This is a genomic window from Mesorhizobium sp. M7A.F.Ca.MR.148.00.0.0 (assembly GCF_003997735.1).
Taxonomy (GTDB): Bacteria; Pseudomonadota; Alphaproteobacteria; order Rhizobiales; family Rhizobiaceae; genus Mesorhizobium.
Window position 1 is genome coordinate 52,115 of record NZ_RZTB01000003.1, and the last position, 23,711, is coordinate 75,825.

A 23,711-nucleotide genomic window follows, 5' to 3' on the forward strand; every position below is an offset into this window, starting at 1 on the left:
GGTAGACGAAGTCGCCCCGCCCTTTTAGTTTGCACCGCACAAAAAGCAGGCCGCAAAGGCCTTTTGACGGGATCGGTGTAATGAGCAAGATCGAGACGATCGGCATCATCGGCGCGGGCCAGATGGGCGGCGGCATCGCCCATGTCTCCGCGCTTTCGGGCTACAAGGTGCTGATCTACGATATTTCGCCCGACCGCATCGAGAAAGGCATCGCCACAATCAGCGGCAACATGGCCCGCCAGGTGGGGTCCGGCAAGCTCGACGAGAAGGTGCGCAACGACGCGATGGGCCGCATTTCGGCCGCGCCCGCGATGGCCGATCTTGCCGGCGCGGATCTGGTGATCGAGGCGGCGACAGAGGACGAGACGGTCAAGCGCAAGATCTACGCCCAGCTTTGTCCGCAGCTCAATCCCGAAGCCATCCTGGCGACCAACACCTCGTCGATCTCGATCACGCGGCTTGCCGCGCAGACCGACCGGCCTGAGCGGTTCATCGGCATACATTTCATGAACCCGGTGCCGCTGATGAAGCTGGTCGAGCTGGTGCGCGGCATCGCCACCGAGGACCAGACCTTCGAGGCTGCCAAGACCTATGTGAAGCAGCTCGACAAGACGATCACGGTCTCGGAGGATTTTCCGGCCTTCATCGTCAACCGCATCCTGTTGCCGATGATCAACGAGGCGATCTACACGCTCTATGAGGGTGTCGGCTCGGTCGACGCCATCGACACCGCCATGCGGCTCGGCGCCAACCATCCGATGGGGCCGCTGCAGTTGGCCGATTTCATCGGGCTCGATACCTGCCTGTCGATCATGCAGGTGCTGCATGACGGCCTGTCGGACTCCAAGTACCGCCCTTGCCCGCTGCTGGTGAAATATGTCGAGGCCGGCTGGCTCGGCCGCAAGACCGGGCGCGGCTTCTACGACTATCGTGGCGAGCATCCCGTTCCGACGCGCTGAGCGCATCGTCGACGCAAATCAGGGACAAGCCTTCGGATCGGCGGTTGACAGGCTCGATCAGGAGGCCGCCGCCAGCGGCTCTGTCCGGCCCTCCACGATCCGTGCGTCGGACGCCATGGAGACACAGCCGCGGCCGGCCGCCTTGGCCGCATAGCAGGCCGCATCGGCTCTCGCGATGATCTCGTCGACCTCGCCGCAATTGGCATTGATCGCAGCCAGTCCGATGCTGGCGCCGATCACGTGAGGACGGCCGTCCCAGGTGAAGTCCAGCCCGCCGATCGCATCGATGATGGAGCGTGCCGCGATCTTGGCGCCGGCTGCCGAACCCGATTTCAGAATGACCGCGAATTCGTCGCCGCCGAGGCGAGCGACGATATCGTCTGGACCAAGCACGCCGCGAATCGCCTCGGCAACCCGCTTCAGCAGCCCGTCTCCCGCCGCGTGTCCGCCGGTGTCGTTGACCAGTTTGAAGTGGTCGAGATCGATGAACATGAACTGATGTCCGGCGCCTCCGACCGACTTCGTCGTGTCGGCGGTGCCGTCCTTGCGCGCCTGGCCGACCAGGTCTTCCATGGCGCGGATGAAGCTGGAGCGGTTGGCAAGGCCGGTCAGCGCATCGTGTGCCGCGGCGTGCGCCAGCTGGCGCTGCAGCGCGCGCGCATCGGTAAAGTCCTGGAAGACGATGACCAGCCCGCAGAATTCGTTCCGTTCGTTGATGATCGGCGACACCACCTGGCGGATGCTGCAGCGCGTGTCGTCGCGCCGGATCAGGACGGCGCGGCTGTTCTGGTCGGCGGGCGCATGAACGCCAACTGCGGGCCGGGTGACGCCGATCCTGTGCCCCGTCTCCTCGTCGACCGCCCAGTAGACATGGCCAAGCATCTTGCCGAGAGCCTCGCCGCCGGCAATCCCGGTCAGCTTTTCGGCGACCGGGTTCATGAAGGTGATACGGTTTGCGGCATCGGTGCAGATGACGGCATCGCCGATCGATTGCAGCGTCACCCTCAGCCGCTCCTTTTCGTCGGCAAGCATTGCCGCCGACACAGTAAGGCGCTCTTCGGCCTCCTTGCGACGGGTGATGTCGGTCAGGCTGCCGATGGCCCTGATCAGCCGTCCATTCTCGTCGCGTTCGATGGCCTTGCCGCGGTCGAGTATCCACATCCAGTGGCCATCCTTGTGGCGCATCCTGAACTCGGCCTCAAAGAACGGTGTCTTGCCCTCGAGATGAGCGCGATCCGCTTCGGCGACAGTCTCGCGATCGTCGGGATGAATCATCGTCAGCCAGCGATCGGTGTCGCCATCGAGCTCGCTATCCGCATAGCCCAGCATCTTGACCCAGGTCGAGGAATAGGTCGTGCCGCCCTTGCGCATGTCGAGGTCCCAGACGCCTTGGCCGGCACCGGCGAGCGCGAAATTCCAACGCGTCTCCGCTTCGGCAATGCGCGCCTCGGCCTGCTTGCGCGCGTCGATGTTCTCGATTTGCGAGACGAGATAGAGCGGGCGGCCGCTGGTCTCATCGCGAATGACCGAACCGGCAAGATGGGCCCAGACGGGCGTTCCGTCCTTCCTGAGATAACGCTTCTCGAAGTGGAAGGAATTGACCGTGCCCGCCTTCAGATCGTCCATCGTCTCCCGCCCGATCAGCAGATCGTCGGGATGCGTGATCTGGAAGAAAGTCAGCGCCTCGATCTCTTCGCTTGTGTAGCCAAGCATGGCGGCGAAGGCTGGATTGGTTTGGCGGATGCGACCGTCGAGACCGACAACCACGATGCCGATCGCCGAATCCTCCATGGCGCGGCGGAAGCGCAGTTCGCTCTCGGCGATCTGCTGGCGATCCCTGCTGATCCTGCGGATAGACAGGGCGGCGAGGAACAGCGCGCCCGCCGCCACCGCCACCGCGATCTGCAGGCAGAGCCTCAACGCTTCGGTGCCGAAATCCAGGCTCGACAGCAGGATCGAGGTCGCCAGCACGCCCAGGCCGGCGACGAGCAACGCCAGCCCTGCATACGCAAGAGATTTTCGGCTGGTCAATCCTCGCCACATCACGATACGTGCCACCCCCGTGCGCAAACGCATGTTCTCGCATCAACCTTGGCGGATCGATTTTAAGGAAAGGTTGCGTCCGGCATGCCGGCGTGGTCGCTAACCGGCAAACAATTGCCGGCATGATTAAGGATCGGTGCACGGGTCCGCGATCGTTACGAAACGCTACCAGCGTATGAAAAACCGTCCGCCGAGCGCACCGAGCAATGCGAGCCCTGCGATCGCTGCCGTGTACCAGGTGGCGACGAAAAGCGGCGAGTCGTCGAAGCAGTGCGCGGCATAGAAGGTTGCCGCCAGCCCGCCGGCGAGCAGACCCGCCACCGCACCGGCAAGCACCGGCCGTGTCGGCGCGCCATAGCGCAGCATCCACAGGAAGATGGCAAGCGGGCCAATACCGATCAGCGGGATGAAGCCCATGCAGAGCATCATGTTGGAGCCGACCATCCGTGTACCCCACAGCGCCTCCGGCACCATGAAAAGCTCAAGAAGCACCGCCACGGCGACCAGCACCGGCGCCGCAGCCATCCAGGCCATTGCCCGGCCCGTCGAGGCGCCCGGCGTCGACAAGGCGCGGATCAGGGCGAAGGCGCTGACGGCCAGCACGATGGTGAAGACGAATTTGGAGAGGAAGCGCATCGTGTGAGCGGCCGCCATGAAGTCCGGGCGCGGGCCGATGGTCAGCAGGAATACGACGGCCGCGATCACCGCCCCCGCACCGGCGGCCAGCCACCAGGCCGATAGCAGCGGGATTGCCTTGCTGCTTGCGTCGGCGTCCAGCGCCTTGATGAGATCATCCGTCCTCATGTCATTCCCGCCCGAACCGCCCCTGCCCGAATCGCTTGGCTATCGCGGCAAGTCCGCGATGCAGCGACACACGCACCGCCGTCTCGCTGATGCCGAACTTCGCCGCCGTCTCACCGATGGACCGCCCTTCCACCGACACGGCCGAGACCACGGAGCGCTGTGCCGGCGACAGGCTGTCCAATGCCCGGTTGATGTCTCGCTCGCTGACGGTCTCGGTTTCCGGCTCGGCGAACGTCTCGGCGATATCGTCGACATCGATCTCGATGCGCCGTCCTCGCCGCCGGAACGCATCGATCAGCTTGAAGCGGGCGATCGCGTAGATCCACGGCAACACCGGCGCATCCTGGCGCCAGGTATGTCGTTTTACATGAATGGCCAGCAAGGTTTCCTGCACGACATCCTCGGGATCGACCCCGCCCTGCACGATCTTGCGCCTGGCAAAACCGCGAACCAGCGCGGCAATCCGGTGCAGAAAGTCGGCGTAAGCCCTTTCATCTCCCGCGATCGCGGCCCGCATCAGCCGGGAAAGTTCGGCCTCGTCCTTGCCGCTCACAAGAGTTCACTCCCCCGAATTTCGCGTCTCGGCGCTGATTTGTTACGTGGCCGGCGAAATAATGTCCAAGCCAAACTATCGGCAAATCACGAAAGTTTGCGGCACACCGCGCGCCGATCGCCAGTGCGATATTGCCCCGCGCTCTTGTTCGAGAACTCAAGGCTTGGCGCCGAACATGGCGTCCCGGAAAGACCTGAAGCCCTTTCGAACGGTCAGCTTCATCCGTCTGCGACGGTACTTGTTTCTCAGGCGGCCCAATATCTGGAAATGTGTCTCATCGATAACCGGAGTGGATAGGGGATCGTTAGCATATGGCAGCTGTGCCAAGGCATCTGCATGCATGTTGGCGTAAGGCAACGAATCGTATCTGTCGAAGGGTGTGGGCGGGTCGTTCAATACAGTGGGATTGGTGTTGATCTCGAAAACCTGGATACGACCATCGACAATGGTGTAGTCGATCCTGCCATATGAGATCCCCGCCTTCTCGAAAATCGGCATCAGCTCTACCGCATGCGGATTGTCGCGCACAAAGGCGGTATGCTCGACCCGATGTTGCCCCGACATGCCGCCTCCCTGTACCTTTATGAACCACTCCTTGCTGGCGAAGCAGTGTTGCGCATAACTGCGCGCGCCGATCCGATATGCCGAGTATTTCCGGTAGCTGCCATCGGCACCTGCCTTTGCTCCAAACTCCACCACCATGGGGCGAACAAAATTCATCGTACCCAGGTCAGAGAGCGCCTGGCCGAGTTCCACCGGCGATTGCAACAGCGGCGGCACTTTATAAGCGGCGCCCGTCTCGTCACGCAGAAAGACAGGGAAACGCATTCCCGCCGGCAGACTTTCGGGTCTGTATACATTGAAATCATTGATGCCGTCCGCGAACAGCATACGCAATAGATCGAAACGCTGAAGGCTTTTTCGGGGATGGTTGAGTTGAAACAGATCAGACTGCTGCGACTTCATCCGCTGGCTGAGATTGGAGCATGCTTCAATCTCTGCTTCGCTCAGTCGGTCCAAATCCGTCCAAAGAACGGTGCCTCTGGAAATCTCAAGCAGATGCGCCCGTTCGTCATAGGGAACAAAGCGCACAGAACCCTGCAAATCCGTTCGAAAATAGAGTAGCAGGCTTGCCAGGGTATAGGCATGCAAGCGATGGCAAACATAGAAGATCATGAGACAACCCGCCCCTACTCATGCACTCATCAACAGCTGGTATCAGAAAATTATCGATTCGATATCGCAATTACGAGCCGCCTTTCGACGATGAAGATGATCGTATTTCAACAGCTTATGGCAGACGACGTTCCGGGCATGGCCGCGATGGAGGCCGCGGCCTGGGGACGACTCGGTGCCAGCGAAAAAACAATTCACCACCGGCTTTCGCTCGGGCATACAATGATCCTGGCCATGATTGAGAACCTTGTTGCCGGCGCGATCTGCTTCGTGGAAACCAGCCAAGATCCGCACGATACGGGAAGGTTCCCCAAGACCTTCTCCGCCTACTCTTCGCTTGCCAGGAGCCAACCTGCACGGTCACTCTACGTGTACAATCTTGGTGTGCGACCCGAATTCCGCGGCACCGACATGGCACGCCGCCTATTGTCGCAAATGTCTGACTATGGACGGCAGGTCGGTGCGCGTTGGTTGGTCGGCGACGGACGTTGCCCGTCCTACGCGGGAGCACAGGACGAGTTGCCCGACAAGGTTCGGCCGGATCCGGAATTTCGTCGGACCATCGACGACTGGCATCGGACCGGTGTCATGCCTTCGGTGGAATCCATAACGAGGGATCCGCTACTGCGGTTCTATAACCGTGTTCTCCGGTGCGAATTTCTACATCTCGCGTCCGATTTTCTACCTGAAGACATGAGTTCCGGCGGATTTCGCGTTATCTTTGCTGTCGATCTTGCCCGATGACAGATCAGGCTGATCTATTTGACCCCATCGCCCATGGCAGCGATGCGTTTCCCGAATTCGCCCGTCGTCGGAGTTCAGGAGGCGCCAGTTGGGGCAAACCTCCTTATCCCGAGGTCGGTGAAGCCTTCTACGTGTTCAGCCATGCGCTTGTTTCCCAGGCCTTGAAACACCCGCTGTTGCTGCAGGCACCGCCGGGCGCCTATCAGGAGGTCAGGCAAAAGATCAGCGCCAATCCGGCCCTGGACCTGTTGACCCGTTCCATGCTGCTGTCCGACCCGCCGCGGCACATGCGCCTGCGCCGCCCATTGGCTGGTTCGCTAAGCTTTTCCTCCAGCAACGGGCTGTTCGACCGGCTTGCGGCCAAAGCGTCGGAACTTACGCAGGCAGCTGTACAAAAACCGGAGTTCGACGCGGTTCGTGATATAGGCCTGCCGCTATCGTTTTCAGCCCTGGAACAGATCCTTGGTATCGACATGGACGATCCCTGGCGGATTGGCGCCGACGCACAGCTTATGGCCAACGCCCTGGAAATAAGGGCCGGCGGCGTAGACGAAGACGCAAACGATGCCTGCCGCCGGTTGGAGGCATGGGTATCCAGCGTGATAGAACACGGTACTGTGCGCCCAAACGGTATTTCAGCTCAGATGCTTGCCGAAGTCGAGGCTGGCCGCTGGCTGAGAGACGATGCCATTGCAAACATCGTATTCCTGCTCTTTGCCGGGCAGGCGACAGTCGTCGATACCTTCGGCAATGCGCTGGTCGCGCTTGCACGCTTCCCAGAACAGCTTTCGCTGCTTGAAGATAGGAAAGTCAGTTGGTTTTCAGCAGCCGAAGAGCTGCTCCGTTTTTGCGCTCCGGTTCACTATGCCGGAGCGCGCATCGCCGCGGAAGATTTGCAATTTGGTGGCGCAACCATAAAAGCCGGGCAGGCCGTCGTACCCGTGCTAGCGAGCGCCAATCGAGACATTTCTGTTTTTCCGGCGGGCGACCGGTTGGATTTGGGTTCCGGCATTTCGTCGGCCCTTGCCTTTGGCACCGGACTGCATGCCTGTCTGGGTCAACACGTCGCCCGGTTAGAAATAGCTGTACTGCTGGAGGCCTTGTTCACGCAGGCCAAAGGCTGGTGCTTGGACCTTCCCAGGGTCGTCAGGCGGCATTCGGTGCTTTTCCACGGTCTGCAAGCCGCCCCATTCATCCGGCCCGCGGATCAACCATCGGTTTGAATTCGGCACGCCATTCGGGTCCCTTCATGCTTGGAATTGTGAGCCCGATATCAAGCGTTTGTGCTTCAGCGACCGATTGAAGCAGATCACCAATGTTGACTAAGCCTGTCAGGTATCGGTAGGTGAGCCGGTGCCAACCCGAACTTTAGGACAATGTCATGAAATATGCTCTTTCCACCCTCGCCGGCGCCACGGCGCTGGCAATCATGCTGATCGCCAGCCCATCGATGGCCGAGGATGCCGGCATCATTGTCTATAACGCCCAGCACGAAAGCCTGACCAAGGCGTGGGCCGAAGGCTTCACCAAGGAAACGGGCATCAAGGTCACGGTGCGCAATGGCGGCGACAGCGACTTCTCCAATCAGATCGTCGCCGAGGGCACTGCTTCACCCGCAGACGTGTTCCTGACGGAAAACTCACCGGCCATGGCGCTGGTCGAGAGCGCCGGCCTGTTCGCGCCGGTCGATGCCGACACGTTGGCACAGGTTCCGCAGGATTATCAACCGGCCAGCGGCAAATGGGTCGGCGTCGCCGCGCGCAGCACGGTCTTTGCCTACAACAAAACCAAGCTGACCGCCGACCAGCTGCCCAAGTCGATGCTTGACCTCGCCGATCCGAGCTGGAAAGGCCGTTGGGCCGCCTCCCCGTCGGGCGCCGATTTCCAGGCCATCGTCAGCGCCCTGCTCCAGCTCAAGGGCGAAGCCGCTACCGCCGACTGGCTGAAGGCGATGAAAACCAACTTCACCGCCTACAAGGGCAACAGCACGGTGATGAAGGCGGTCAATGCCGGCGAGATCGAAGGCGGCGTCATCTATCACTATTACTACTTCGGCGATCAGGCCAAGACCGGCGAAAACAGCAAGAATGTCGAGCTGCACTATTTCAAGAACCAGGATCCGGGCGCCTTCGTCTCGATCTCCGGCGGCGGCGTGCTGGCCTCCAGCAAGCATCCCAAGGAAGCCCAGGCGTTCCTGAAATGGCTGACCGGCAAGGGCGGTCAGGACGTGCTGAAAACAGGCGATTCCTTCGAATACGCGGTCGGCAAGGGTGCGGACTCCAACCCGAAGCTGGTGCCGCTCGCCGATCTGCAGGCGCCGAAGGTCGATGCCACGACGCTGAACTCCAAGAAGGTCACCGACCTGATGACGGCAGCCGGCTTGCTTTAGTTGCCATTCGTCCTAAAAGGACACCCGACCGCGCTCCCGCGGGAATTCGCCTTCCGCGGGAGTGATTTTGTTTTTCGAGATGGCATTCGTCGATGACGACACGCTGTGTTCCCGACCGCGATCGCGGTCCTTCAATTGCTGCCGCTGGACGGCAACGGCACGGCGTCTGACCTGATGCAGTCCGCGGTCGATCTCGCGCGTTCGGGCCTGCCTTCGGGCACAGGTCGAAGGGCCCGGCGACGCGCACCGCTTTGGCTGGTCCTCGCCGCCATCTTCGTTGCGCTGCTGGCGCTGGTGCCGCTCGCCTTCATCGTCTGGATCGCGGTGCAGACCGGCTGGGAAACCGTCTCGGCGCTGGTCTTCCGGCCGCGTGTCGGCGAGCTTCTGGTCAACACTGTCCTGCTGGTCGCGCTCTCGGTGCCGATCACCATCGTGCTGTCGGTTGCGCTGGCCTGGCTGACCGAGCGCAGCGACCTGCCGGGCGACCGGATCTGGTCCTGGCTGTGCGTGGCGCCGCTCGCCATCCCCGCCTTCGTCCACAGCTACGCCTGGATCACCATGGTGCCGGGACTGCACGGCCTGTGGGCCGGCGTGCTGGTTTCCGTTATCGCCTATTTCCCGTTCCTGTATCTGCCGGTATCGGCGGCATTGCGCCGTCTCGATCCCGCCCTCGAGGACGCCGCCGCCGCACTCGGCCTTGGACCCCGACGCGTGTTCTGGCGGGTCGTGCTGCCGCAATTGCGGCTCGCCATCTGCGGCGGCTCGCTGCTGGTCGGCCTGCATCTGCTGGCCGAGTACGGCCTCTATGTCTTCATCCGCTTCGACACCTTCACCACGGCGATCGTCGACCAGTTCCAGTCGACCTTCAATGGACCGGCCGCCAACATGCTGGCCGGCGTGCTGGTCAGCTGCTGCTTCGTGCTGCTCGGCCTCGAAGTGCTGGTGCGCGGCGAGGAGCGCTATGCCCGCGTCGGCTCGGGTGCGGCGCGCCATCAGCAACGCGCAAGCCTCGGGCGCGCCACCATTCCGAGCCTGCTCTTGCTTGTCGTCACCACGCTTTTGGCGCTCGGCGTGCCGTTCGTCACCATCGGCGGCTGGCTTGTCGCCGGCGGCGCCGCTGTCTGGCGCCTGGACGAGATCGGCCTGGCGCTTGGGCAGACGCTGTTCCTGGCGCTCGCCGGCGCCTTGCTCGCCACCGTCGCCGCCATGCCGATGGCCTGGATCTCGATCCGCGCCCCCGGGCCATTGCAGCGCCTGCTGGAGGGCTGCAACTACATCGTCGGCTCGTTGCCGGGGGTTGTCATTGCGCTGGCGCTGGTCACCATCACGGTGCGCATTGCGCTGCCGCTCTACCAGACCCTGTTCACCATCCTGGTGGCCTATGCGCTGATGTTCCTGCCACGCGCGCTGGTCAGCCTGCGGGCGTCGATCGCGCAGGCACCGGTCGAGCTCGAACGCGCCGCTTCCAGCCTCGGCCGCCCGCCGCTGCAGGCGCTGTGGTCGACGACGATCCGCCTGTCGGCGCCGGGTGCCGCGGCCGGCATGGCGCTGGTGGCGCTCGGCATCATGAACGAACTGACTGCCACCCAGATGCTGGCGCCGAACGGCACCCGCACGCTGGCGATGGCGTTCTGGTCCTACAGCGGCGAGATTGATTATGCCTCCGCGGCACCTTACGCCTTCATCATGGTGGCGATGTCGCTGCCCTTGACCTGGCTGCTCTATGTCCAGTCGAAACGGATGGCCGGACGATGAGCTTTCTCGAAATCGGCGGCTTGCACAAGCAGTACGGCCCGGTGGCCGCCCTTGCCGGCGTCGACCTGAACGTCGCCAGCGGCAGCCGCACGGCGATTGTCGGTCCTTCCGGCTGCGGCAAGACGACCCTGCTGCGGCTGATTGCCGGCTTCGAGGCGCCGGACCAGGGGCACATCACGCTCGACGGTACGATATTGGCCAATGGCGGCGCTGCGGTGCCGGCATATCGGCGAGGCATCGGCGTGGTGGCGCAGGATGGCGCCCTGTTTCCGCATCTGACCATTGGCGACAATATCGGTTTCGGCATGGGTCGCGGCGAGGACAAGCGCACTGAGCGCATCGTCGAGCTCGCCTATATCGTCGGCCTCGACAAGGCGATCCTCAAGCGCCGCCCGCACGAGCTCTCCGGCGGCCAGCAGCAGCGCGTGGCGCTGGCTCGCGCCATGGCGATGAAGCCCAGGCTGATGCTTCTCGACGAGCCGTTCTCGGCGCTCGATACCGGCCTGCGCGCTTCGATGCGCAAGGCGGTGGCCGAGCTTCTGGAAGCTGCCGGCATCACCACCATCCTGGTGACGCACGACCAGGCCGAGGCGCTGTCCTTCGCCAGCCAGGTCGCGGTGATGCGCGACGGCAAGTTCTCGCAAATCGGCACGCCGCGCGAGCTCTATCTCAAGCCGAAGGACAGGATGATCGCCGAATTCCTTGGCGACGCCATCATCCTGCCGGCCAAGATATCGGATGGCTTCGCCAACTCGCCGCTCGGCCGCATCGCGGTCGACACCAATGACAGCCGCGATGTCGCCCGCATCATGCTTCGCCCGGAGCAGATCGCGCTGAAGAGAACGTCGCGCGAGGGCATGTCCGGCACCTCGGACATGCTGTTCGGCGAAGTGACGGAATCCGAATTCGCCGGCTCGATGTGCACGGTCGCGGTGCGGCTCTTGAACAATGCCGATCCACCCGATGCGGCAGCGATCGGTAACACGCCGCTGGTCCTGCGCAAACCGGGCATGGACGCGCCGGCGGTCGGCGAGATCGTCCGGCTGACCGTATCGGGAAAGGCGCATGTCTTCGCCTGAACACCGTATGCTGGAGCAATTCTAGGAAACTGTGAAGCGGTTTTCCGTCTGGAATTGCGTCAAAACAAAGAGTTAGAGCAGCTCGCCGTTTCCGTGAAACGGTGAAACGCTCTGGGCATATCTTTTGGATTAGCCGACGCGCTTTCCTGCCTGATCGAACCAGTGCAGCTTTTCTGCCTTGGCAACCACGCGCAATTGGTTGCCAACCGTGGCGGTGGCGCGACCCGCGACACGCACGACGATACGGTTGCCGCCTGCCGCACAGTGAAGGAAACTTTCGGCGCCTACCGGTTCGACTGCCTCGACCAGCGCCGGCAGGACGAGGGCGCCGGGCGGCGCCTCCGCATTGAAGGTGACGTCGGCATCCTCGGGCCGAAAACCGAGGGTCGCAGCTCTTGCCTCCCGAGGTGCGAAAGCGATCGCCGTGCCGTCTGCGAGCACCGCGCCCGAGGCGCTTTCGGTCAGTGCCAGGAGATTCATCGGCGGCGCGCCAATGAAGGAAGCGACGAAGGTCGAGGCCGGCCTTTCATAGATGTCGAGCGGCGCCCCCATTTGCTCGACCAGTCCGCCGTTCATGACGACGAGGATGTCGGCCAACGTCATCGCCTCGAGCTGGTCATGCGTGACATAGACCGACGTGACGCCAAGCGAGCGTTGCAGGTTCTTTATCTCGACGCGCATCTGGCCACGCAATTTGGCATCGAGATTGGAGAGCGGCTCGTCGAACAGGAAAACCCTCGGGTTGCGCACAATGGCACGACCCATGGCGACACGCTGGCGCTGGCCGCCGGAAAGCTCGCGCGGGCGGCGGTCGAGCAGCGCCGAAAGTTCGAGTATTTTCGCCGTCGCGCGGACCCGGCTGTCGATCTCATCTTTCGGCGTGCCGCGGTTGCGCAGCCCATAGGCCATGTTGTCGTAGACTTTCATATGCGGATAGAGCGCATAGTTCTGGAACACCATGGCGATGTCCCGCTCGGTCGGACCGATTGAGTTTACGATCTTGCCGTCGATCGCAACTGTTCCCGAGGAGATGGTTTCGAGCCCGGCGATCATTCTGAGCAGCGTGGACTTGCCGCAGCCCGATGGGCCGACCAGCACGCAAAGCTGCCTGTCGGGAACTGCGATTGAAACGCCCTTCACGGCCTCGAAACCGCTGGGGTAGACCTTCTTCACATCCTTCAGATCGACGGTGGCCATCAGCTTCTCACTTTTCGGAATCGACCAGGCCGCGAACGAACCAGCGTTGCATCAGCACCACGACCAGGATCGGCGGCACGATGGCCAGCATCGCTGTGACCATGACCAGGTGCCATTGCGTATCGGCATCGGCGAAGGAGACCATCTTTCTGAGCGCGATGACGATCGTGTTCATGTTGCTGCTGTTGGTGACGAGCAACGGCCACAGATACTGTGTCCAGCCATAAATGAAGAGGATGACGAACAGCGCCGCGATGTTTGTCCGCGACAGCGGCAACAGGATATCGAAGAAGAAGCGCCACGGCCCCGCACCGTCGACACGCGCCGCCTCCACCAGTTCACCTGGAATGGTCATGAAAAACTGTCGAAACAGCAATGTGGCGGTGGCGGAGGCGATCAGCGGGATGATCAGGCCGGCATAGGTGTCGATCATGCCGAGATCGACCATCACCTTGTAGGTCGGCAGGATGCGCACCTCGACGGGAAGCATCAAGGTGATGAAGATCAGCCAGAAGAAGGTCATGCGCAGCGGAAAGCGGAAAAATACGATCGCGTAGGCCGACAGGATCGAGATGAAGATCTTTCCCACCGCGATGCCGAGCGCCATGATCGTCGTGTTGAACAGCAGCCTGCCGACGCTGACGCCGCCGATACGGCCGACACCGCCGAACAGCGCTTCGGTGTAATTGTTCCAGAACTGATCGCCGGGCAGGAGCGGCAATGGCGGCCTGAGGATCGTTTGCAGCGTCTGCGTCGAGGCAACGAACGTGTAGTAGATCGGGAAAGCAACGATCAATATGCCGAGGATCAGCACGGCGTGGGCGATGACGGTGCGGAGCGGTGACTGGCCGATCATCGCTCGCCCTCAGCCGTAATGGACTTTGCGTTCCACATAGCGGAACTGGATGGCCGTGAGCGAGATGACGATGACCATCAGGATGACCGACTGCGCCGCCGAGTCACCGAGGATCAGATTGACGAAGCCGTCATTGTAGACCTTGTAGACCAGCGTTTCAGTCGTCTTGCCCGGACCGCCCCCGGTGACGGCATGGACGATGCCGAACGTGTCGAACAGGGCATAGACGGTGTTGACGACCAGCAGGAAGAAGGTCGTCGGCGCAAGCAGCGGGAAGACGATGGTCCAGAATCGCTTGGTCTCGCCGGCGCCGTCCATGGCCGCCGCCTCGATCAAGGCTTTCGGCACCGCCTGCAGGCCGGCGACGAAGAACAGGAAATTGTAGCTGATCTGCTTCCAGGCAGCGGCGGACACCAGCAGGATCATGGCGTGGGTGCCGTTGAGCAGTGGATCCCAGGCGATGCCGAAACTTCTCAGCATGTAGGCCAGCGACCCGATCGACGGATTGAAGAGGAACAGCCACAACATACCGGCGATCGCCGGCGCCACTGCGTAGGGCCAGATCAAGAGCGTGCGGTAGAGACCTTTGCCGCGCACCACCTTCTCTGCCATGACCGCGAGCAAGAGCGCCACGCACATGGCAACGATGGCGGTCGCAAGGGAAAACACCACCGTGACCTTGATCGAGTTCAGGTAGGCCGGATCAGCAAGCACTTTCCTGAAATTGGCGAACCAGACGAACTTGGTCCTCAGTCCGAACGGATCCTGCCTGAGCATGGATTGGTAGAACGCCTGACCGGCCGGCCAGTAGAAAAACACGAGCGTGATGGCCAGTTGCGGCGCCACCAGCAGGTAGGGAAGGATCTTGTTGGGAAACACGACGCGAGGGGTCATGGAGCCACTCCGAGGTGATGAGGCGGGCGGCACGATGCGGCATCCCTCTTCGCCAAGATGGCTTTGACGAGCGTTTCGGATTGGGCATCATCGACCGTTGGCGAAATCGCAAGGGACGGCAAAACTCCCCTCGCCGAGGGGAGATGCCTGGCAGGACAGGTGGATGCGCCGTAGAGCAAAGACCTGCGCTCGCTCTAATTCCCCAGCGCTTCCTTGATCGCCGCATTGCCACGCGTAACCGCATTGTCGAGCGCCTGCTGCGCGGTTTGCTGGCCGGCGAGCATCTTTTCGAACTCCTCGTTCTGGATATCGCGCACCTGCGGCAGGTTCGGCAGACGTACGCCCTTGGAATTGTCGGTCGGCGCCTTACCCGTCATCTGCAGGATCGGGGTCTCGCGACCCACGTTCTTGTCATAGAAACCGGACTTCTTGGTCGCTTCATAGGCGGCAAGCGTTACCGGCAGATAACCCGACTTCTGGTGCAGGTATTCTTGCACCTCGGTCTTCGACAGGTAGGCGAAGAAGGCCGCGACGCCCTTGTATTCCTCGTCGGATTTATCAGCGAAAACCCACAGGCTGGCGCCACCCGGCGTCGTGTTCTGCGGTGCGCCCTTGGCGTCGCTGTCATAGGGCAATTGGCCGATGCCGTAATCCATGCCGGACTTGACGATATCGCCGAGTCCACCGGAGGATTCGGTCATGATCCCGCATTCGCCAGCGAGGAAGATCTGCTTGGTTTCGGAGGTGCGGCCGCCATATTTGAAAGTGCCGTCCTTGGCGAGGTCCGCCAGCGCCTGGAAGTGGTTGACGAAAATCGGCGCATTGATCTTGAGCTCGACATCGCCGCCGGCCAGACCGTTCTGCTGGGTGGCCCATGACACGTCATTCCAGGCCGCGAAATTCTCCAGATGGATCCAGGTCAGCCAGGTCGAGGTGTAGCCGCAGGCGGCCGCGCCGCTCGCCTTGATCTTCTTGGCGTCTTCCCACACCTCATTCCAGGTCTTGGGTGGGCTGTCGACGTCGAGACCAGCCTTCTTGAAGATATCCTTGTTGTAATAAAGGATCGGCGAGGAGGAGTTATAGGGGAAAGAGAGCATGGTGCCGTCAGGCTTCGAATAATAGCCGACTATGCCTGGCAGATACTGGCTCTTGTCGAAGGTCATTCCAGCGCTGGTCAACACATCGGCTGCCGGCTTGATTGCGCCTTCGGCTGCCATCATCACGCCGGTGCCGACGTCGAACACCTGCATGATGTCGGGCGCCTGGCCGGCGCGGTAGGCGGCGATGCCGGCATTCAGCGTCTCGGGATACGTGCCTTTGAACACCGGAACGAGTTCATAGTCGCTCTGGCTGGCGTTGAAATCTTTGGAGATCTTATCGACAACTTCGGCATTGGCGCCAGTCATGGCGTGCCACCAACTGATCTGCGTGACAGCAAAAGCGGAGGTTGAGGAAAGCAGCATAAAGGTGGCGGCAACACCGGCCGCGAAGCCGAAGGACTTCATGTTTCATCTCCCGTTTGTCATTGGCGAAAGGGGCACTCCCGCAGAGGCAATATGTGTCGCTCATGACAATCAGACAACGGTTTTGTTGCAGATCGACGAACTTCACCCCTTTACCTCACGCCACCTCGCCTCCGCTTGGACGCATGGAAAGCCACACGGTTAGCCGGCTTAGCGCGACGACAAGCGCCAGGAACCACCGTCGGGACTGCCAAGCTGGCTTTCGGCGTGTCAGCGCTGATTGCAGCCGCTGCAACCCGAAGAGACACGCCAAGGTTGCAGGCGACTTTATCGATCCCTCAACGGCAACGCGCTACTCAATCCTGCTGCCCTGTTTATTTCCAAAGATCAGGTGAAATAAAATGCTGACGGTCTACAATTGTATCGTCAACGAACACGATCTGAGACTGGTCGCACTCGCCGCGCTGATCTGCGGAATTTCCTGTTTCTCTGCCGTCAACCTGCTTCATCACATAAGCCGCTCCACCGATCGGAACCGGCTTGCCTGGCTGATGACCGCGGCCACTTCGACCGGCTTCGGCATCTGGGCAACGCACTTCATCGCCATGCTCGCATTCACACCCGGCATACCCAGTGCTTACGATCCCGCACTTTCCGTGCTTTCGCTCGCTGCTTCGGTCACTCTGACGGCAGCCGGCATGTGGATCGCCACCTTGCGGAATGAGTTCGATTATCATCTCGTCGGCGGCGCCGTGCTGGGCGGCGGCATCGCGGCCATGCACTACATCGGTATGGCGGCGTTCGAGGTTCAGGGCCGCATCGAGTGGAACCTGTTGCTTGTCGCCGTTTCCCTTCTGGCCGGCGTGACGCTCGCGGCGCTGGCGCTGCGTGTCGTGCAGCGCCGTCCCTCCTTGAAGGCGACATCCGGCGGCGCGGTGCTGCTGACGCTGGCAATCTGCACCTTGCATTTCATCGGTATGGGTGCTGTCTCGATCTTCCCCGATCCCTCGATCGTCATATCCGAATACACGATCGAGCCGACCTCGCAGGCTTTCGCCGCCGCCGCCGCCACAGTGGTGATCCTGGTTCTGTCGGCATCGGCGCTGTGGATCGATTTGCGCTTCCGTCGCCAGAAGCTCGAGGTCGACCGCATGCACGGCCTGGCCAATGCCGCCGTGGAGGGGCTGATCGTCTGCGACGGCCACCGCATCATCAGTGCCAATGACAGCATGGCGACATTGACGGGCATCGCAACAGCGACGCTGAACGGAATGCAGCTTGGTGATCTCTTCGGATCCGACATGTCGGGCTTCGGCGAACAGCCGCAGGAGGCCGAATTGAGCGGCCGCGATGGCACGAGCATTCCTGTCGAGCTGATCGCCAGGAGCATCGACTATTGTGGCAAGCCTCACAACGTGGTCGCGGTCCGCGACATTCGCGAGCGCAAGAAGGCGGAACAGGAGATCCTGCGGCTTGCCCATTTCGATCCATTGACCGGACTGGCCAATCGCCGCAGCTTTTCCGGCCGGCTGGAGACGGAAATTGCTGCGATGGGCCGGACCAGGAAAGGCGGCCAGCTTGCGCTTCTGCTGCTCGATCTCGACCGGTTCAAGGAGGTCAACGACCTGTATGGGCACGGCGCGGGCGACGCCATGCTGCAGAAGGTTGCGCACTGCGTTACCGGCATTCTTCGCCAAGGGCAGATGGTGGCGCGGCTGGGCGGCGATGAGTTCGCCATCATCGCGCCGAACCTGACCGACCCGTTGGAGGCGGGCCGTATCGCCAACGCCGTGCTGACCGCCATGCGCGAGGAAAACCGGCTCTCGGTCGGCGGCGGCCTGGTGTCGGCCAGCATCGGCATTGCGCTTTATCCATCGGATGCCGAAAACCAGGCCAGCCTGATAAGCCACGCCGATACCGCGCTCTACCGGGCCAAGACCGAAGGCAAGGACACCTACCGCTTTTTCGAAGCTTCGATGGGGGCCGAGGCCCGCGACAAGCGCGTGATGGAGCACGAACTGCGCCAGGCAGTCGCGCGCCAGGAGTTCTACCTCGTCTACCAGCCGCAGAAGGAGATCAGCAGCGGGAAGATGGTCGGTTTCGAAGCGCTGGTCCGCTGGCGGCATCCGACGCGCGGCGACGTCTCGCCGAGCATATTCATCCCGGTCGCCGAAGACAGCGGCGCCATTGGCCAGATTGGCGAATGGGTGCTGACGGCCGCCTGCGAGGAAGCCGCCCGCTGGGAAAATCCGCTGACGGTGGCCGTCAACGTTTCGGCGGTGCAGCTCCACAACACGAATTTCAGCCGCAAGGTCCACGAAACCTTGCTGAATTCCGGCCTGGCGCCCGGCAGGCTCGAGCTTGAGATCACCGAGACGGCGCTTGTCAAGGACATGCCGCGGGCATTGGCCACCTTGCGGCAGGTCAAGGCGCTGGGCGTGCGCGTCGCCATGGACGATTTTGGAACCGGCTATTCCTCGCTCTCCAACCTTCGCGCCTTTCCCTTCGACAAGATCAAGATCGATGGCTCATTCATCAAGTCCGTCGACAAGAACGGCCAGGTCGCGGCGATCGTGCGCGCCGTCCTGGGACTTGGACGCGGGCTTGGCCTGCCGGTTCTGGCGGAGGGTGTCGAGACGCTCGGCGAACTGAAGTTCCTGGACGCCGAAGCCTGCGAGATCGGCCAGGGCTACTATATCGGCAAGCCGGCTCTCATCGAGGAATTCGGCGATCTGACCGGCGTCGTCGCACCCGCTGTCGGCAGCAAACCCGCCAGTCTGCGCGACAGAAGCGTTCTGGCCTTCGCGCCCGCGCCTGTCCTTGGCCTGAATAGGGCTTAAAGACTCTCGGGCTTGAGTGCCGTCTCGACCAGCCGCCTGGCGTCCGGCCCCGACCACTCGGCCGGGCCGTTCATATGGGCGATCAGGCAGCCTTCGCCGTCGATCAGCATGGTGACGGGAAGGCCTAGCGCCAGCCCGCGCTTCTTGAGGTCGTTGAACAGCGCCATCGTCGAATCCCGGTAATAGCCGAGCGTCGCGACGCCGGTATCGCTGAGGAACTTCTTCGGCTTCACATCGTCGCCGGCATCGACGTTGACGGCGACCACTTCAAAGGAGTCGCTGCCCTTTTCCTTCTGCAGCGCATCGAGCGCCGGCATTTCGGCACGGCACGGCGCGCACCATGTCGCCCACAGATTGAGCAGCACCGTCTTGCCGGCATGATCGGCAAGCGTCATCGGCTTGCCGTCCGGACCATTGAAGGCAAGGCTCTTCAGGGATTGAGGCGGATCGGCCGGCAAAAGTGCCGCAACCTCACCGGTGGCCGACGCCGCGACTTTCTTGGCGCGGTCGCTCTTGGCCGCGCAGGTCACGTCGTCCCTGCTCTCACCCACGGCAGCTTGTGCCGGTGCATTGTTGCCAGACCGGCTCTCGCTGACATATACCGCGACCGCGCCCGCCAGCGCGCCCGCCACCAAGGCGGCGAGGATCAGGCGCGGGGCCGGGAAGAATCTACTACCGTCTGCCATTTTCTCAAAACTGCTCCGAAGCACGGGTTATAGCCATGAGCGACAAGAAAACCAGCAACCAGATGTGGGGCGGACGTTTTGCCTCGGGTCCGGCCGCGATCATGGAAGCGATCAACGCGTCTATCTCCTTCGACCGCAAACTCTATGCGCAGGACATCAAAGGCTCGATCGCCCATAGCGAGATGCTGGCGCAAACGGGCATTATTTCGGCGGCCGACCAAGAAAAAATCGCTGACGGGCTGAACACGATCCTGAAAGAGATCGAGGCCGGCAGCTTCGAGTTTTCGACACGGCTCGAAGACATCCACATGAACATCGAGGCGCGCCTCGCCGATCTGATCGGCCCGGCGGCCGGCCGGCTGCACACCGCCCGCTCGCGCAATGATCAAGTCGCGGTCGATTTGCGGCTGTGGGTCAAGGATGAATGCTTTCGCGTCGCCGAGGCGTTGAAAGGGCTGATCGAGGCGCTGCTGGAGCGGGCCGAGGAGCATGCCGCGACCGTGATGCCGGGCTTTACCCATATGCAGGCGGCCCAGCCGGTGACCTTCGGCCATCACTGCATGGCCTATGTCGAGATGTTTTCGCGCGACCTGTCGCGCGTGCGCGATGCGATCGAGCGGATGGATGAAAGCCCGCTCGGTGCCGCCGCACTTGCCGGCACCAGCTTCCCGATCGACCGCCACCGGACCGCCAAGGCGCTCGGCTTCCGCGAGCCGATGCGCAATTCGCTCGACAGCGTCTCGGATCGCGATTTCGCGCTCGAGTTCCTCGGCGTGGCGGCGATCTGCGCCACGCATCTGTCACGGCTGGCCGAAGAGATCATCTTCTGGTCGACGCCGCAGTTCGGCTTCGTCAGGCTGTCGGACTCGTTTTCCACCGGCTCCTCCATCATGCCGCAGAAGAAGAACCCCGATGCCGCCGAACTGGTGCGCGGCAAGACCGGCCGCGTCACCGGTCATCTGGTCGGCCTGCTGACGGTGATGAAGGGCATGCCTTTGACCTATGGCAAGGATATGCAGGAAGACAAGGAATCGGTGTTCGACGCCGCCGAGACGCTCGACCTGATGCTGGCGGCGATGACCGGCATGGTCTCGGACATGACGGTCAACGCTGCCGCGATGAAGAAGGCCGCCGGCTCCGGCCACGCGACAGCAACCGACCTTGCCGACTGGCTGGTGCGCACGCTCGGCCTGCCGTTCCGCGAGGCGCATCATGTCACCGGCCGGGCGGTGGCGCTGGCCGAAGACAGGAAGGTGGGGCTGGAGAAGCTTTCACTGGAGGATTTGCAGTCGATCAATTCCGGCATCACGGCCGACATATTTTCGGTGCTGGCGGTGCAGAACTCGGTCAAGAGCCGCACCAGTTTCGGCGGCACGGCGCCGTCGGAAGTGAGGAAGCAGATCCGTGCCTGGAAAAAGCGGCTGGCGAAAGCGTAATGCCGGATATTGCGAGCAGTAATATCCCGGATATTGCGACGGGCAATATCTCGGGGTGCAATGCGCCGAGAACTCGGCTAAAAGCGGCGGCTGACAAACGTTTCGGACGGATGGATCGATGACCGGAAGCAGGATTTTGGTGACACTGACGCTGCTGGTTGCGATCGCGGCCGTTTCGGCCTGCGGCAGGAGGGGCGCTCTCGACACGCCCTATGAGGCGGCCGTGCAGGCGCGCAAGGATGCCTCGAAGGCCCACCAGCCCGTGCCGCCGGAGCCGGAAAAACCGGTCAAGGACAAGAAATTCATCCTCGACCCGCTGATCTAGAGCCGACGAGAGCCGGGCCTTTCAACCCGATCTCATCGCGCCCCAACTTCCGGAACCACTCTCGTGAACCATTTCGACTACCGCGACGGCGTGCTCCATGCCGAGGACGTGGCGATCCCCGACATCGCCGCACAGATCGGCACGCCATTCTACTGCTATTCGACGGCGACCCTGACCAGGCACTACCGGGTGTTTGCCCAGTCCTTTGCCGGGCTCGACGCGCTGGTCTGCTACGCCATGAAGGCCAATTCCAACCAGGCCGTGCTGCGGACGCTGGCCAAGCTCGGCGCCGGCGCCGACGTGGTTTCGGAAGGTGAATTGCGCCGGGCGCTGGCCGCCGGCATTCCGGCCGGCAAGATCCTGTTTTCGGGCGTCGGCAAGACCGCGCGCGAAATGGACTTTGCCCTTGCTGCCGGCATCCTTTGCTTCAACGTCGAATCCGAGCCTGAACTCGAGCTGTTGTCGGCGCGAGCCACCGCCCTTGGCAAGGTGGCGTCGATCTCGCTGCGCATCAATCCCGACGTCGACGCCAAGACCCACAAGAAGATCTCCACCGGCAAGGCCGAGAACAAGTTCGGCATCCCGTGGCAGCGGGCGCGGCAGGTTTATGCCCGCGCGGCAAAGCTTCCCGGCATCAGGATCACCGGCATCGATACCCATATCGGCAGCCAGATCACCGAGCTGCAGCCCTTCGACGATGCCTTCGCCCTGCTTGTCGATCTCGTCGGCGCGCTGCGGGCGGACGGCCATGCCATCGAGCATATCGATGTCGGCGGCGGGCTCGGCATTCCCTACCGCATCGACAACAACCCGCCGCCGCTGCCCGACGCCTATGCCCAGATCGTCAGGAAGCATGTCACCAAGCTCGGGCTGAAGGTGATGTTCGAGCCTGGCCGGCTGATATCGGGCAATGCCGGCATCCTCGTCTCGGAAGTGATCTTCGTGAAGGAAGGCGACGCCAAGAACTTCCTCGTCGTTGATGCCGCCATGAACGATCTCATCCGGCCGACGCTCTACGACGCCTTCCACGACATCCGTCCGGTCGTGCAGCCGCCGGCCGACACGCCGCGCATGATGGTCGACGTGGTAGGCCCGGTCTGCGAGACCGGCGACTATATCGGCCTGGACCGCGATCTGCCCAGGCTGAAGGCCGGCGACCTGATTGCCGTCTCCACCGCCGGCGCCTATGGCGCGGTGCAGGCCGGCACCTACAACACCCGCCTGCTGGTGCCGGAGGTGCTGGTCGACGGCGACCGGTTCCACGTCGTGCGCCCACGCCCGACCTATGACGACCTGATCGGGCTGGATTCCATGCCCGACTGGCTTGCATAGAAGCGCCGGAAACACACCTACCCGTCACAGGGAGCAATCATGACGAACGGCATCACCGTCACACGCGAGCGCATTGCCGCGATGGAACCGCGCATCCGCCCCTATATCAGGCACACGCCAGTGCTGCGCGTCGACATGGCCGACTTCGATCGGCCGCCGCTGGCCGTCGACCTGAAGCTCGAATGCCTGCAGCATTCCGGCTCGTTCAAGGCGCGCGGCGCCTTCACCAATCTCCTGGAGCGGCCGGTTCCCGACGCCGGTGTCGTCGCGGCATCGGGCGGCAACCATGGCGCGGCCGTCGCCTATGCCGCCATGCGGCTCGGCCACAAGGCGACCATCTTCGTTCCCGAAGTGAGCCCGCCAGCCAAACTGGAGCGAATCCGCTCCTACGGCGCCGAACTGATCGTCGGCGGCGCCCGCTACGCCGAGGCGCTGGCGGCCAGCGAACGGTTCGCCGAGGAGACTGGCGCCTTGCAGATCCATGCCTTCAACCAGGAGGAAACGCTCGTCGGCCAGGGCACGCTCGGGCTCGAAATCGAGAGCGATTTGCCGAAGATCGACACGCTGCTGGTCGCTGTCGGCGGCGGCGGCCTGATCGGCGGCATCGCTGCCTGGTTTGCCGGCCGCATCCGTATCATCGCCGTCGAGCCGGAAGGAGCGCCGACGCTTCATCGCGCCTTCGAGGCCGGACACCCCGTCGACGCGCCGGCCGAGGGTATCGCCGCCGATTCGCTGGCGCCAAAGCGCGTCGGCGAAATGATGTTCCCGATTGCCGAAGCCTTTATCGAACGCTCGATCCTGGTCAGTGACGACGACATCATCGCCGCGCAGAAGGCGCTGTGGAACCGGGCCCGCATCATCTCCGAGCCGGGTGGCGCCGCCGCCTTTGCCGCGGTCCTGTCGGGCCGCTATGCGCCGGCGGCGGGCGAACGGGTCGCCGTACTGGTCTGCGGAGCGAATGCGGACCCCGCTACCTTCTAAAGGGCCTGCTGCCTTCTAAAGGGCCTGCTGCCTTCTAAAGGGTATGCAGGATGGAACTATAACGGTCCACTTCACGTTTTTCCGAACTGCCTCGCCTTTGCCGTGTTTGCTGGTATTCTTTGAGTCGTGAGGCGTCGGGCTATCCTGCCCGCTCCACAGCATGATCCCGAAAAGTGAAATCCCTTTCGGAACAGATCAT

Annotated in this window: 20 protein-coding genes; 11 read left to right on the forward strand and 9 right to left on the reverse strand. The window is 62.5% G+C overall.

Annotation, left to right across the window (positions count from 1 at the left end; all coding sequences use genetic code 11):
• Nucleotides 1–80 precede the first annotated feature (80 nt).
• Nucleotides 81–959 (forward strand): 3-hydroxybutyryl-CoA dehydrogenase, encoded by an 879-nt coding sequence (locus EOB49_RS02030; RefSeq protein ID WP_013529423.1) that lies wholly within the window; start codon nt 81–83, stop codon nt 957–959.
• A 57-nt stretch (nt 960–1,016) separates the two neighbouring features.
• On the opposite strand, the gene EOB49_RS02035 is transcribed toward EOB49_RS02030, so the two are convergent.
• The 4 genes from EOB49_RS02035 to EOB49_RS02050 form a co-directional block, all read right to left on the reverse strand.
• A complete protein-coding gene (locus EOB49_RS02035; RefSeq protein ID WP_127379998.1) occupies nt 1,017–3,035 on the reverse strand; it encodes a PAS domain S-box protein in 2,019 nt (672 codons plus the stop codon).
• A 132-nt stretch (nt 3,036–3,167) separates the two neighbouring features.
• Nucleotides 3,168–3,806, reverse strand: a complete 639-nt coding sequence (locus EOB49_RS02040) for an NrsF family protein (RefSeq protein ID WP_127331580.1) — start codon at nt 3,804–3,806, stop codon at nt 3,168–3,170.
• A gap of 1 nt (nt 3,807) precedes the next feature.
• Nucleotides 3,808–4,359, reverse strand: a complete 552-nt coding sequence (locus tag EOB49_RS02045) for a sigma-70 family RNA polymerase sigma factor (protein WP_127379999.1) — start codon at nt 4,357–4,359, stop codon at nt 3,808–3,810.
• A gap of 156 nt (nt 4,360–4,515) precedes the next feature.
• Complete coding sequence (locus EOB49_RS02050) at nt 4,516–5,535, reverse strand: hypothetical protein (protein ID WP_127380000.1); 1,020 nt, start codon at nt 5,533–5,535, stop codon at nt 4,516–4,518.
• 90 nt (nt 5,536–5,625) lie between these two features.
• Between EOB49_RS02050 and EOB49_RS02055 the strand changes: the two genes are divergently transcribed.
• From EOB49_RS02055 to EOB49_RS02075, 5 genes are all read left to right on the forward strand, one after another.
• Entirely contained in the window at nt 5,626–6,279 is a 654-nt protein-coding gene (locus EOB49_RS02055; protein WP_127380001.1) for an N-acetyltransferase, read from the forward strand.
• The gene (locus EOB49_RS02060) at nt 6,276–7,502 is read left to right on the forward strand and encodes a cytochrome P450 (protein ID WP_127380002.1); all 1,227 of its coding nucleotides are present in this window, start codon (nt 6,276–6,278) and stop codon (nt 7,500–7,502) included. The genes EOB49_RS02055 and EOB49_RS02060 overlap by 4 nt, the downstream gene beginning before the upstream one ends.
• Nucleotides 7,503–7,660: 158 nt before the next feature.
• Nucleotides 7,661–8,668, forward strand: a complete 1,008-nt coding sequence (locus EOB49_RS02065) for an iron ABC transporter substrate-binding protein (RefSeq protein ID WP_127268508.1) — start codon at nt 7,661–7,663, stop codon at nt 8,666–8,668.
• 174 nt (nt 8,669–8,842) lie between these two features.
• Entirely contained in the window at nt 8,843–10,423 is a 1,581-nt protein-coding gene (locus EOB49_RS02070; RefSeq protein WP_164761595.1) for an iron ABC transporter permease, read from the forward strand.
• Nucleotides 10,420–11,502: an ABC transporter ATP-binding protein gene (locus EOB49_RS02075; RefSeq protein WP_127318804.1), complete on the forward strand. Its 1,083-nt coding sequence runs from the start codon at nt 10,420–10,422 to the stop codon at nt 11,500–11,502. The genes EOB49_RS02070 and EOB49_RS02075 overlap by 4 nt, the downstream gene beginning before the upstream one ends.
• A 129-nt stretch (nt 11,503–11,631) precedes the next feature.
• Here EOB49_RS02075 and EOB49_RS02080 read toward each other — a convergent pair whose 3' ends face one another.
• The 4 genes from EOB49_RS02080 to ugpB all read right to left on the reverse strand — a co-directional run bounded on the left by EOB49_RS02080 (nt 11,632) and on the right by ugpB (nt 15,954).
• Nucleotides 11,632–12,699: a sn-glycerol-3-phosphate import ATP-binding protein UgpC gene (locus EOB49_RS02080; protein ID WP_127268505.1), complete on the reverse strand. Its 1,068-nt coding sequence runs from the start codon at nt 12,697–12,699 to the stop codon at nt 11,632–11,634.
• Between the two features lie 7 nt (nt 12,700–12,706).
• Nucleotides 12,707–13,555 carry a sn-glycerol-3-phosphate ABC transporter permease UgpE gene (ugpE, locus tag EOB49_RS02085; RefSeq protein ID WP_127380003.1) on the reverse strand — a complete coding sequence of 283 codons (849 nt, stop codon included), beginning with the start codon at nt 13,553–13,555 and terminating at the stop codon, nt 12,707–12,709.
• Nucleotides 13,556–13,564: 9 nt separating this feature from the next.
• Nucleotides 13,565–14,449, reverse strand: coding sequence for a sn-glycerol-3-phosphate ABC transporter permease UgpA (ugpA, locus tag EOB49_RS02090; protein ID WP_023811118.1), 885 nt, complete (start codon nt 14,447–14,449; stop codon nt 13,565–13,567).
• Nucleotides 14,450–14,643: 194 nt separating this feature from the next.
• Nucleotides 14,644–15,954 carry a sn-glycerol-3-phosphate ABC transporter substrate-binding protein UgpB gene (gene ugpB, locus EOB49_RS02095; RefSeq protein WP_127380004.1) on the reverse strand — a complete coding sequence of 437 codons (1,311 nt, stop codon included), beginning with the start codon at nt 15,952–15,954 and terminating at the stop codon, nt 14,644–14,646.
• Between the two features lie 359 nt (nt 15,955–16,313).
• On the opposite strand from ugpB, the gene EOB49_RS02100 reads away from it, so the two are divergent.
• Nucleotides 16,314–18,752, forward strand: coding sequence for an EAL domain-containing protein (locus EOB49_RS02100; protein ID WP_127380005.1), 2,439 nt, complete (start codon nt 16,314–16,316; stop codon nt 18,750–18,752).
• Here EOB49_RS02100 and EOB49_RS02105 read toward each other — a convergent pair.
• Nucleotides 18,749–19,438, reverse strand: coding sequence for a TlpA disulfide reductase family protein (locus tag EOB49_RS02105; protein WP_127380006.1), 690 nt, complete (start codon nt 19,436–19,438; stop codon nt 18,749–18,751). The two genes, EOB49_RS02100 and EOB49_RS02105, sit on opposite strands and share 4 nt — an antisense overlap.
• Nucleotides 19,439–19,473: 35 nt before the next feature.
• Between EOB49_RS02105 and argH the strand changes: the two genes are divergently transcribed.
• From argH to EOB49_RS02125, 4 genes are all read left to right on the forward strand, one after another.
• Entirely contained in the window at nt 19,474–20,874 is a 1,401-nt protein-coding gene (argH, locus tag EOB49_RS02110) for an argininosuccinate lyase (protein ID WP_127380007.1), read from the forward strand.
• A gap of 118 nt (nt 20,875–20,992) precedes the next feature.
• On the forward strand, nt 20,993–21,199 hold the full coding sequence (locus EOB49_RS02115) for a lipoprotein (RefSeq protein ID WP_023811112.1): 207 nt from the start codon (nt 20,993–20,995) through the stop codon (nt 21,197–21,199).
• A gap of 63 nt (nt 21,200–21,262) precedes the next feature.
• A complete protein-coding gene (lysA, locus tag EOB49_RS02120) occupies nt 21,263–22,531 on the forward strand; it encodes a diaminopimelate decarboxylase (protein WP_127380008.1) in 1,269 nt (422 codons plus the stop codon).
• Nucleotides 22,532–22,570: 39 nt separating this feature from the next.
• Complete coding sequence (locus EOB49_RS02125; protein ID WP_127380009.1) at nt 22,571–23,512, forward strand: threonine/serine dehydratase; 942 nt, start codon at nt 22,571–22,573, stop codon at nt 23,510–23,512.
• Nucleotides 23,513–23,711: the final 199 nt, after the last annotated feature.

Bases quoted from the DNA above. Each gene is read 5' to 3' on its own strand.
- EOB49_RS02030 (WP_013529423.1), top strand. From the start codon at position 81: ATGAGCAAGATCGAGACGATCGGCATCATCGGCGCGGGCCAGATGGGC.
- EOB49_RS02035 (WP_127379998.1), bottom strand. From the start codon at position 3,035: ATGCGTTTGCGCACGGGGGTGGCACGTATCGTGATGTGGCGAGGATTG.
- EOB49_RS02040 (WP_127331580.1), bottom strand. From the start codon at position 3,806: ATGAGGACGGATGATCTCATCAAGGCGCTGGACGCCGACGCAAGCAGC.
- EOB49_RS02050 (WP_127380000.1), bottom strand. From the start codon at position 5,535: ATGATCTTCTATGTTTGCCATCGCTTGCATGCCTATACCCTGGCAAGC.
- EOB49_RS02055 (WP_127380001.1), top strand. From the start codon at position 5,626: ATGAAGATGATCGTATTTCAACAGCTTATGGCAGACGACGTTCCGGGC.
- EOB49_RS02060 (WP_127380002.1), top strand. From the start codon at position 6,276: ATGACAGATCAGGCTGATCTATTTGACCCCATCGCCCATGGCAGCGAT.
- EOB49_RS02065 (WP_127268508.1), top strand. From the start codon at position 7,661: ATGAAATATGCTCTTTCCACCCTCGCCGGCGCCACGGCGCTGGCAATC.
- EOB49_RS02070 (WP_164761595.1), top strand. From the start codon at position 8,843: ATGCAGTCCGCGGTCGATCTCGCGCGTTCGGGCCTGCCTTCGGGCACA.
- EOB49_RS02075 (WP_127318804.1), top strand. From the start codon at position 10,420: ATGAGCTTTCTCGAAATCGGCGGCTTGCACAAGCAGTACGGCCCGGTG.
- EOB49_RS02080 (WP_127268505.1), bottom strand. From the start codon at position 12,699: ATGGCCACCGTCGATCTGAAGGATGTGAAGAAGGTCTACCCCAGCGGT.
- ugpE (WP_127380003.1), bottom strand. From the start codon at position 13,555: ATGATCGGCCAGTCACCGCTCCGCACCGTCATCGCCCACGCCGTGCTG.
- ugpA (WP_023811118.1), bottom strand. From the start codon at position 14,449: ATGACCCCTCGCGTCGTGTTTCCCAACAAGATCCTTCCCTACCTGCTG.
- ugpB (WP_127380004.1), bottom strand. From the start codon at position 15,954: ATGAAGTCCTTCGGCTTCGCGGCCGGTGTTGCCGCCACCTTTATGCTG.
- EOB49_RS02100 (WP_127380005.1), top strand. From the start codon at position 16,314: ATGCTGACGGTCTACAATTGTATCGTCAACGAACACGATCTGAGACTG.
- EOB49_RS02105 (WP_127380006.1), bottom strand. From the start codon at position 19,438: ATGGCAGACGGTAGTAGATTCTTCCCGGCCCCGCGCCTGATCCTCGCC.
- argH (WP_127380007.1), top strand. From the start codon at position 19,474: ATGAGCGACAAGAAAACCAGCAACCAGATGTGGGGCGGACGTTTTGCC.
- EOB49_RS02115 (WP_023811112.1), top strand. From the start codon at position 20,993: ATGACCGGAAGCAGGATTTTGGTGACACTGACGCTGCTGGTTGCGATC.
- EOB49_RS02125 (WP_127380009.1), top strand. From the start codon at position 22,571: ATGACGAACGGCATCACCGTCACACGCGAGCGCATTGCCGCGATGGAA.